Source organism: Actinomycetota bacterium, assembly GCA_036280995.1.
Classification (GTDB): domain Bacteria; phylum Actinomycetota; class CALGFH01; order CALGFH01; family CALGFH01; genus CALGFH01.
Genome location: DASUPQ010000901.1, coordinates 1 through 7,811, shown reverse-complemented (window position 1 = coordinate 7,811; position 7,811 = coordinate 1). Strand labels below are relative to the sequence as shown.

The window sequence follows — 7,811 nt, the reverse complement described above, 5'->3', positions numbered from 1 at the left end:
AGAACCGGCTCGGCAGGCTGCGGCGGGTGTGGTTCTACGACCTGTCGGCCGGGCCGGAGTCCTGGACCGACAACTGGAACGTCGACGACGCCGACGTGGACGGCGACGACGTGCCCGACTACCGCATGCCGCCGATCTGGGAGTACGCGCCAGGTGGCTTCCGGGCGCCGGAGGCCCTGTCCGGCGACCTGGCCAAGGTGGCCCGCTACGTCGGCATCAACCTCCTCTTCACCAGCTCGCCGCTGTACCCGCCCTACCTGACCCCGCCGGACCTGCCGCACAGCGTCAACATCGACTCCAACACCTACGAGGGCTGGCCCGGGGTCGACGCCTCCCGGCGGTTCATCAAGCCGGGGCTGGTGCTGGACGAGCTGTCGGAGCTCCAGCGGACCACCCGCTTCAGCTACGACAACCAGGACCTGCCGTTCGACGGCGAGGCCCGGCGGTGCTACGAGCTGTGGCTCCAGGACGTCCCCTGCCGTCCCGAGCTCGACTACCCGGCCTTCGCCAACCTGTTCCTGTTCAACGCGCTCAACCTGGAGCGCACCCAGGACGACGCCGGCCGGGTCGACTACGAGCTGCCCAACTTCAACTACGCCACCACCGAGGAGCTCACCGCCCCGGCCCTGGGCTTCGCCGACGACAACTACCGCACCGGCACCCAGAGCTTCGTCTTCAACTTCATCTCGCCCCTGATCGCGGAGCTCGGCTACGGGCTGACCACCACGATGATCCACGAGTCCGGCCACCACCTGGCCATGAGCCACCCCCACGACGGCTACGACTCGGAGACCGGGGTGGACTACGAGCCGACCGGCCCCTACTACTTCGCCTGGTCGGGTGACGAGAGCAACACGATGATGAGCTACATCGACCTCAACTGGGACTTCAGCCAGTTCGACCGCGACAACATGAACCGGTACATGGCGGCCGCGTTCGCCCGCTTCGGCAACCAGATCGCGGCCGACATCCTCGCCGACCCCGACGCCGGCCGGGCCGCCGACGAGCTGGCCGCCGCCGACCAGCTGCTCGGCGTGTCCAAGCTGGCCTTCCAGAGCCACCGCTACCTGGCGGCCGCGTTCGCCGCCAGGGCCGCCTACGACCTGGTCCGCAAGGGGGCCAGGCAGGCCGGCGTGCCGGTGGTCGGCAGCACCGAGGGCTGGCAGGTGGACGAGCCCGCCGACGACGCCGCCACGGCGGCCAAGGTCGACGAGGGCACCGCAGTCGACCACCTCGAGCCGCGCAGCCACCGGCTGCGCCGCTAGACCGGCCACGCCGCAGCCCCCGAGGGGAGCCCGGTCCGCCTCTACAATGACCGGGCTCCCAGGGCCGCCTCGGCCGGGAGCGCGATGCAGCCCCCGAAGGAGCGAGCCGTGCTCGAAGACGCTGTCGTCCGCAAGGTGCTGGGCGCCGCCCTGGCCACCGGCGGGGAGTGGGCCGAGGTGTACGCCGAGGACCGCCTGTCCCACAACATCCGGCTCGAGGACCGCCGGGTCGAGGAGCTGGTCACCGGCCGCGACCGCGGCGCCGGGGTCCGGGTGGTCAAGGGGACCGCCTCGGCCTACGCCTACACCAACCGCCTCGACACCGACGCCCTGCTCGAGGCGGCCCGGGTGGCCGCGGCCGCCCTCCGCGAGCCGCCCGCGGCCGAGGTCGCGGACCTGCGCCGCCGCGAGCCCGGGGTGCGCCACCCGGTGGCCGTCGACCCGGCCGGCGTCCAGCGGACCACCCTGGCCGAGCTGGTCCGCCGGGCCGACGACGCCGCCCGCGCCTTCGACCCGGCCGTGGCCCAGGTCACCGCCGGCTACGGCGACGTCCGCCAGCAGGTCCTGGTGGCCAACTCCGACGGGTTCTCGACCCTGGAGGACCGGGTCCGGACCCGCTTCGTGGTCCAGGTGGTGGCCGTCCGCGACGGCGTCGTCCAGACCGGCTTCGACGGCCCCGGCCGCTCCATGGGCTTCGAGCTGCTGGACGAGTTCCCGCCCGAGGAGGTGGCCCGCCGGGCGGCCGAGCGGGCCGTGGCCATGCTGGACAGCAAGCCCGCCCCGGCCGGACAGATGCCGGTGGTGATCGCCTCGGGCAACGGCGGCGTGCTGTTCCACGAGTCCTCCGGCCACGGCATGGAGGCCGACCTGATCGCCAAGGAGGCCTCGGTCTACACCGGCAAGCAGGGCCGGCGGATCGGGGACGAGCGCTTCAACGGGGTCGACGACGCCACCGTCGAGGGCGCCTGGGGCTCGTTCGTCTTCGACGACGAGGGCACCCCGGCCCAGCGCACGGTCCTGTTCTCCGCCGGCGTCTGCACCGACTACCTGACCGACCTCATCCGGGCCCGGCAGTTGGGGCTGCCGGCGTCCGGCAACGGCCGCCGCCAGTCGTACGCCGAGGTGCCGATCCCGCGCATGACCAACACCTACGTGCTGGCCGGCGACGACGACCCCGACGAGATCATCCGCCAGACCCCGCGCGGGCTGTACGCCAAGTCGCTCGGCGGCGGCCAGGTCAACCCGGTCACCGGCGAGTTCGTGTTCGGGGTGGTCGAGGGCTACCTGATCGAGGGCGGCGAGGTGACCACGCCGGTGCGCGGGGCCAACCTGGTCGGCGACGGGCCCAGCGTGGTCGCGGCCGTCGACGCCCTGGGCGACGACTTCACCGTCAAGGAGGGCATCTGCGGCAAGGAGGGGCAGGGCGTGCCCGTCGGCAACGGCGCCCCGACCATGCGCATCTCCCAGATGACCGTCGGCGGCACAGGAGGACCGGCATGACCATCGAGCTTGACGCGGTCGTGGAGCGGCTGGCCGCCGAGGCCGCCGGCGGTGAGGGGATCGAGGCCTACGCCGAGCTGACCACCGAGACCTCGGTCACCGCCTTCCAGGGCGAGGTCGAGCGGCTCACCTCGGCCTCCTCCAGCGGGGTCGGGGTCCGGGTGGTCTCCGACGGCCGCCTCGGCTACGCCTACACGGCCGACCTGAGCGACGGCGGCCTGCGCGAGTGCCTGGCCGAGGCCAGGGCCAACCTGGAGGTGTCCGGGGAGGACCCGGGCAACGTGCTGCCCGAGGCGGCCGCCTACGAGGCCCTTGACGGCCTGTTCGACACCCGCCTGGCCGAGGCCGACCCCGCGCGCAAGGTCACCCTGGCCCTCGACCTGGAGGCCCGCACCCGGGCCGCCGACCCCAAGGTCACCCAGGTCGAGTCGGCCCGCTACGGCGACGTGGTCGGCGAGGTCGCCGTCGCCTCGTCACTGGGGGTCAAGGGCTCGTTCGCGGTCACCCACGCCTGGTGCGTCTCGGTCGCCCTGGCCACCGAGGACGGCCAGAGCCAGGTCGGCTACGCCGTCGACGCCGCCCGCTCCCTCGACGACCTCGACCCGGGCCCGGTGGCCCGCGAGGCCGCCGACCGGGCCGTGCGCATGCTGGGGGCGGTCAAGCCGCCGACCCGGACGGTGCCGGTGGTGTTCGACCGGATGGTCGCCCCGAGCCTGCTCGGAGTGCTGCTGGCCGGCCTGTCGGCCGAGGAGGTGCAGAAGCGCCGCAGCCTGTTCGCCGACCGCCTCGGCCAGCGGGTCGGCGCGGCCGGGCTGCGGCTGGTCGACGACGGCCGCCTGGTCGCCGGGCCGGGCGCGGCCCCGTTCGACGGCGAGGGCGTCCCCACCCGGCGCACGGTGCTGATCGACGACGGCGTGCTCGCCTGCTTCCTGCACAACACCGCCACCGCGGCCCGCGACGGCGGCGGGGCCGGCTCCACCGGCAACGCCCGCCGGGGCTCGTTCAAGAGCACCCCGGGGGTCTCGGCCCACAACCTGTTCCTGGAGCCGGGCGAGCTCGACCAGGCCGGGCTGCTGGCCCGGGCCGGCGAGGGCCTGCTCGTCCAGGACGTGTCCGGGGTCCACTCGGGCGCCAACCCGATCACCGGCGACTTCTCCGTCGGGGTCAGCGGCCTCCTGATCCGCGACGGCCAGCTGGCCGAGCCGGTCCGGGAGGCGACCGTCGCCGCCCACCTCCTCGACATCCTCAAGGGCATCGACGCCGTCGGCTCCGACCTCCGCTTCACCACCGGCTCCATCGGCGGCTCCAGCCTCCTCATCGGCGAGATGACCGTCGCCGGCGCCTGAGGTGCCCCGCCTCGCCACCCGTTCGTGGGTCGCGTCGTGGGTCGCGCCGGGTTCGTCGGGCGCGCGGGAGCCCGCCCCTCCCCGGCTTCCGGGGCCCCCGAACCGGGAGGGTAGCCCACCCTGGCCCGAGGGTCGGGCGGCTGTCCACAGGCCCTGCGCCGAGGTGGCCGACCGGCCCCTGGCCGTGCTGGTCCACGGGGTGACGTCGTCGTCGAGGACCTGGTGGCGGGTGGGTCCGGCCCTGGCCGGGCGGGGGTTCCGGGTGGTGGCCGTCGACCTGCGGGGGCACGGGGCGAGCCCGCGGACGGTGGCCGGGCTGGCCCTCGCCGACCTGGCCGCCGACGTCGCCGAGACGGTCGAGGGGCCGGTGGAGCTGCTGGTCGGCCACTCGCTGGGGGCGCTGGTGTCCCTGGAGCTGGTGGGCCGGCGGCCCGGGTTCGCGCGCCGGCTGGTGCTGGAGGACCCGCCCGGGTCGAGCTCGATCGACTGGGCCGGCCTGGCCGCCGGGATCGAGGCCGACACCCGACGGGCCGTCACCAACCCGGACGGGCTCCACCGCGAGCTGGAGGCCGCCAACCCCGCCTGGCCCGGCGGCGAGGCCGAGCGCCGGGTCGCCGACCTGGCCGACTGCGACGGCCAGGCGATCGCCGCCGCCCTCCGCCGGGGCGTCCCCTTCGACCTGCCCGCCCTGCTCGCCGCCGCCCGGCTCCCGGTCCTCATGCTCCTGGCCGACGAGGCCCTCGGCTCCAACCTGACCGGCCTCGACCGCAAGGCCGCCGTCGAAGCCCTCGGCGGCGGCGCCACCCGGGTCCTGCCCGCCGGCCACAGCGTCCACCGCGAGGCCCTCGACCCCTGGCTGGCCGCCGTCGACGCCTGGCTGGCGGCCCAGCCCTAGCCGAAGAACTCGATCAGGACCGGCGCGAGCGTCTCGTCGGGCACGCCGTGCCAGGCGCCGGCCAGGCTGCGGTGGCTGCCGTTGGGCAGCGCCTTCACCACCGCCGCCGACATGCCGGTGAGGTCGCCGGTGCTGCCCTGGCTGTCGAGGACCAGCGTGGGCGCTGTCACGGTGCGGACGAGCGGGAGCGACATGGCGTCCGAGAGCCGGCAGTCGTAGACGAGCGTGGGCGCGACCGCCTCCAGGGCCGCCCAGACCGCCGGCGTCATCTGGGCCATGACCTCATCGGGGACGCCGATCCCGCGGTGGAAGAACTCGACCGCGGCCCGGCGCCGGCCGGCCGCCACCAGCCCGGCCAGCTCGGCCGTGAACTCCGTCTCGCCCGTGGGGAGCTCGTTGGCCTCGATCGGGGGCTCGAACAGCGCCAGCTTCGGGATGGCGAGGCCGCTCGCGGCGGCGTGCAGGGCGAGCAGCCCGCCGGAGGACATGGCGTACACCGAGGCCGACCCGCCGGCCTCGGCGATCAGCGCCGCCAGGTCGTCGACCTCGCGCTCGACCGCGTACGGCTGGGTGTCGCCGCTGGCGCCCCGGCCGCGGCGGTCGTAGAGGTAGACGGTGAAGTGCCTGGACAGCAGCTCGACCGGCGGCCGCAGGGGGCGGAAGTCCCGGTAGCTGCCGGCGGCGTCGACCATGACGAGCGGCGGGCCGGCGCCCATGCGCTCGAACGCGATCGAGGTCCCGTCGCTGGAAGTGACCATGTTCACCATGTCGGTGCTCCTTTCTCCTGCTAGGTTGTCGAACGCCGCCGGCCGGGATCGACAGGAGACCGCGATGAGATACCTCTGCCTGGTCTATGCCGACGAGGCCAGGCTCGCCGAGCTGTCGCAGGGCGAGCTCGACACGCTGATCGACGAGACGCTCGCCGCCAACGAGGAGCTGGCTGCCAGCGGGCACCTGGTCCTCGCCCAGGCGCTGGAGCAGGTGGACGCGGCCGCCACCGTGCGGGTGCGCGACGGCAGGCTCTCGGCGACCGACGGCCCCTTTGCCGAGACGCGCGAACAGCTCGGCGGGTTCGTGCTCATCGAGGCCCGGGACCTCAACGAGGCGATCCGGATCGCCGGCCGGCTCCCCAGCGCGCGTCTCGGCAGCATCGAGGTGCGGCCCGTCATCGACCTGCTGCGGGAGCGCTCGCCCCGGTGAGCTCCGGCGGCGCCGACGACCCGCGGGCGCGGATCGACCGCCTCTACCGGACCGAGTCGCGCCGGGTGCTGGCCACCCTGATCCGCCTGCTGGGCGACTTCGACCTGGCCGAGGAGGCATTGCAGGACGCCTTCATGGCGGCGGCGGAGCGCTGGCCCCGGGACGGCGTCCCCGCGAACCCGCGTGCCTGGCTCATCTCGGCCGGGCGCTTCAAGGCCATCGACCGGCTGCGACGCCGGGCCAGGTTCGACGCGGTGCTCGGGGAGCTGGCCGCGCGCCTCGACGACCGGGTGGCCGCCGACCCCGCCGACCAGGACGACCAGACCCTGGAGGACGACCGGCTGCGGCTCGTCTTCACCTGCTGCCATCCCGCGCTGCCGCCCGACGCCCAGGTGGCGATGACCCTGCGCGAGGTGTGCGGCCTCACCACCGAGGAGATCGCCCGCGCCTTCCTGACCGGTCCACCCACCGTGGCCCAGCGCATCGTGCGCGCCAAGGCGAAGATCCGGGCCGCCGGCATCCCCTACGAGGTGCCGCCGCCCGAGGAGCTGCCGGAGCGCCTCGACACCGTCCTGGCTGTCGTGTACCTGGTCTTCACCGAGGGCTACGCGCCGGCCTCCGGGGACGCGGTGGTCCGCGCCGACCTGGCGGACGAGGCGATCCGCCTCAGCCGGCTGCTGGCCGAGCTCCTCCCGGAGCCGGAGGTGCTCGGGCTGCTCGCCCTGATGCTGCTCCAGGACGCGCGCCGCGCCGCCCGGACCGCCGGCGGCACCGACCTGGTCCTGCTGGGCGACCAGGACCGCTCGCGCTGGGACCAGGCCCGCGTCGCCGAGGGAGCGGCGCTGCTCGGGCGGGCGGCGTCATCGGGGCGGGTCGGTCCCTACGCCCTCCAGGCGGCGATCGCCGCCACCCACGCCGGGGCGGCCACCGCCGAGGCCACCGACTGGGACCGGATCGTCGGGCTGTACGACCGCCTGGCCTCCGTGGACCCCTCGCCGGTGGTCGAGCTGAACCGGGCCGCCGCCATCTCGGTGCGCGACGGCCCGGCGTCCGGCCTGGCCCTGGTCGACGCCCTCCTCGACGGCGGCCAGCTCGGCTCCTACCCCCTGGCCCACGCCACCCGGGCCGACCTGCTCCGACGGCTGGGACGGACCGCCGACGCCCGCGCCGCCTACGAGCGCGCTCTCGCCCTGACCCGCCACGGGCCCGAGCGGCGGTTCCTCCAGCAACGGCTGGAGGAGCTGGCGCCCAGCGGCCCCTGAGGAAGTTCGGCCAGAAGGGAACCTCACCCTCCCCTGCGGCGAGATAGTGGTATGCGTCGCCGGGCCATCGACCGCCACTGCCGGCGGCCGGCGACTGCGGGGCGACCTCCTGGCGGTTCCTGGACGGCCGGCGACCGTCTACGTGGTCCGCGACGGCCGCCCCGAGAAGGTGCCGTTCGCCGGCGACTGCTGGCAGGCCGACTGGTAGGCCGGTGGCCGCGTGGCCGGTCAGGGTCGCCGCGGGATCGCGCCGGCGGCGCGGAGGCGCTCGACCCGCTCCGGCGGCAGCCCCCATGCGGCCAGGACCTCGGCGTCGTCCCCGCCGGAGGCGGGTGGGGTGGGG

The 7,811-nt window shown here is 75.0% G+C and carries 8 protein-coding genes; 7 read left to right on the top strand and 1 reads right to left on the bottom strand.

Translation table 11 applies throughout. From position 1 onward, the window contains the following. The 4 genes from VF468_30045 to VF468_30030 form a co-directional block, all read left to right on the top strand. Nucleotides 1–1,265: hypothetical protein (locus VF468_30045; GenBank protein ID HEX5882528.1), on the top strand; the 1,265-nt coding region annotated here is incomplete at its 5' end. A 108-nt stretch (nt 1,266–1,373) separates the two neighbouring features. Beyond that, nucleotides 1,374–2,765 carry a TldD/PmbA family protein gene (locus VF468_30040; protein ID HEX5882527.1) on the top strand — a complete coding sequence of 464 codons (1,392 nt, stop codon included), beginning with the start codon at nt 1,374–1,376 and terminating at the stop codon, nt 2,763–2,765. After that, a complete protein-coding gene (locus tag VF468_30035; GenBank protein HEX5882526.1) occupies nt 2,762–4,111 on the top strand; it encodes a TldD/PmbA family protein in 1,350 nt (449 codons plus the stop codon). The genes VF468_30040 and VF468_30035 overlap by 4 nt, the downstream gene beginning before the upstream one ends. Before the next feature lie 163 nt (nt 4,112–4,274). Then, nucleotides 4,275–5,006, top strand: a complete 732-nt coding sequence (locus tag VF468_30030; GenBank protein HEX5882525.1) for an alpha/beta hydrolase — start codon at nt 4,275–4,277, stop codon at nt 5,004–5,006. Here VF468_30030 and VF468_30025 read toward each other — a convergent pair. Next, complete coding sequence (locus tag VF468_30025; GenBank protein HEX5882524.1) at nt 5,003–5,773, bottom strand: alpha/beta hydrolase; 771 nt, start codon at nt 5,771–5,773, stop codon at nt 5,003–5,005. The genes VF468_30030 and VF468_30025 overlap by 4 nt on opposite strands. A 64-nt stretch (nt 5,774–5,837) precedes the next feature. Between VF468_30025 and VF468_30020 the strand changes: the two genes are divergently transcribed. From VF468_30020 to VF468_30010, 3 genes are read left to right on the top strand one after another with little or no spacing between them, the layout of a single operon-like run. Then, nucleotides 5,838–6,206, top strand: a complete 369-nt coding sequence (locus VF468_30020; protein HEX5882523.1) for a YciI family protein — start codon at nt 5,838–5,840, stop codon at nt 6,204–6,206. Further along, nucleotides 6,203–7,468 (top strand): RNA polymerase sigma factor, encoded by a 1,266-nt coding sequence (locus VF468_30015; protein ID HEX5882522.1) that lies wholly within the window; start codon nt 6,203–6,205, stop codon nt 7,466–7,468. The genes VF468_30020 and VF468_30015 overlap by 4 nt, the downstream gene beginning before the upstream one ends. Before the next feature lie 46 nt (nt 7,469–7,514). Continuing rightward, nucleotides 7,515–7,676, top strand: coding sequence for a hypothetical protein (locus VF468_30010; protein ID HEX5882521.1), 162 nt, complete (start codon nt 7,515–7,517; stop codon nt 7,674–7,676). Nucleotides 7,677–7,811: the final 135 nt, after the last annotated feature.

What these genes read in the sequence shown, in the direction of transcription:
- VF468_30035 (HEX5882526.1), top strand. Translation starts at nt 2,762, where the DNA reads ATGACCATCGAGCTTGACGCGGTCGTGGAGCGGCTGGCCGCCGAGGCC.
- VF468_30025 (HEX5882524.1), bottom strand. Translation starts at nt 5,773, where the DNA reads ATGGTGAACATGGTCACTTCCAGCGACGGGACCTCGATCGCGTTCGAG.
- VF468_30020 (HEX5882523.1), top strand. Translation starts at nt 5,838, where the DNA reads ATGAGATACCTCTGCCTGGTCTATGCCGACGAGGCCAGGCTCGCCGAG.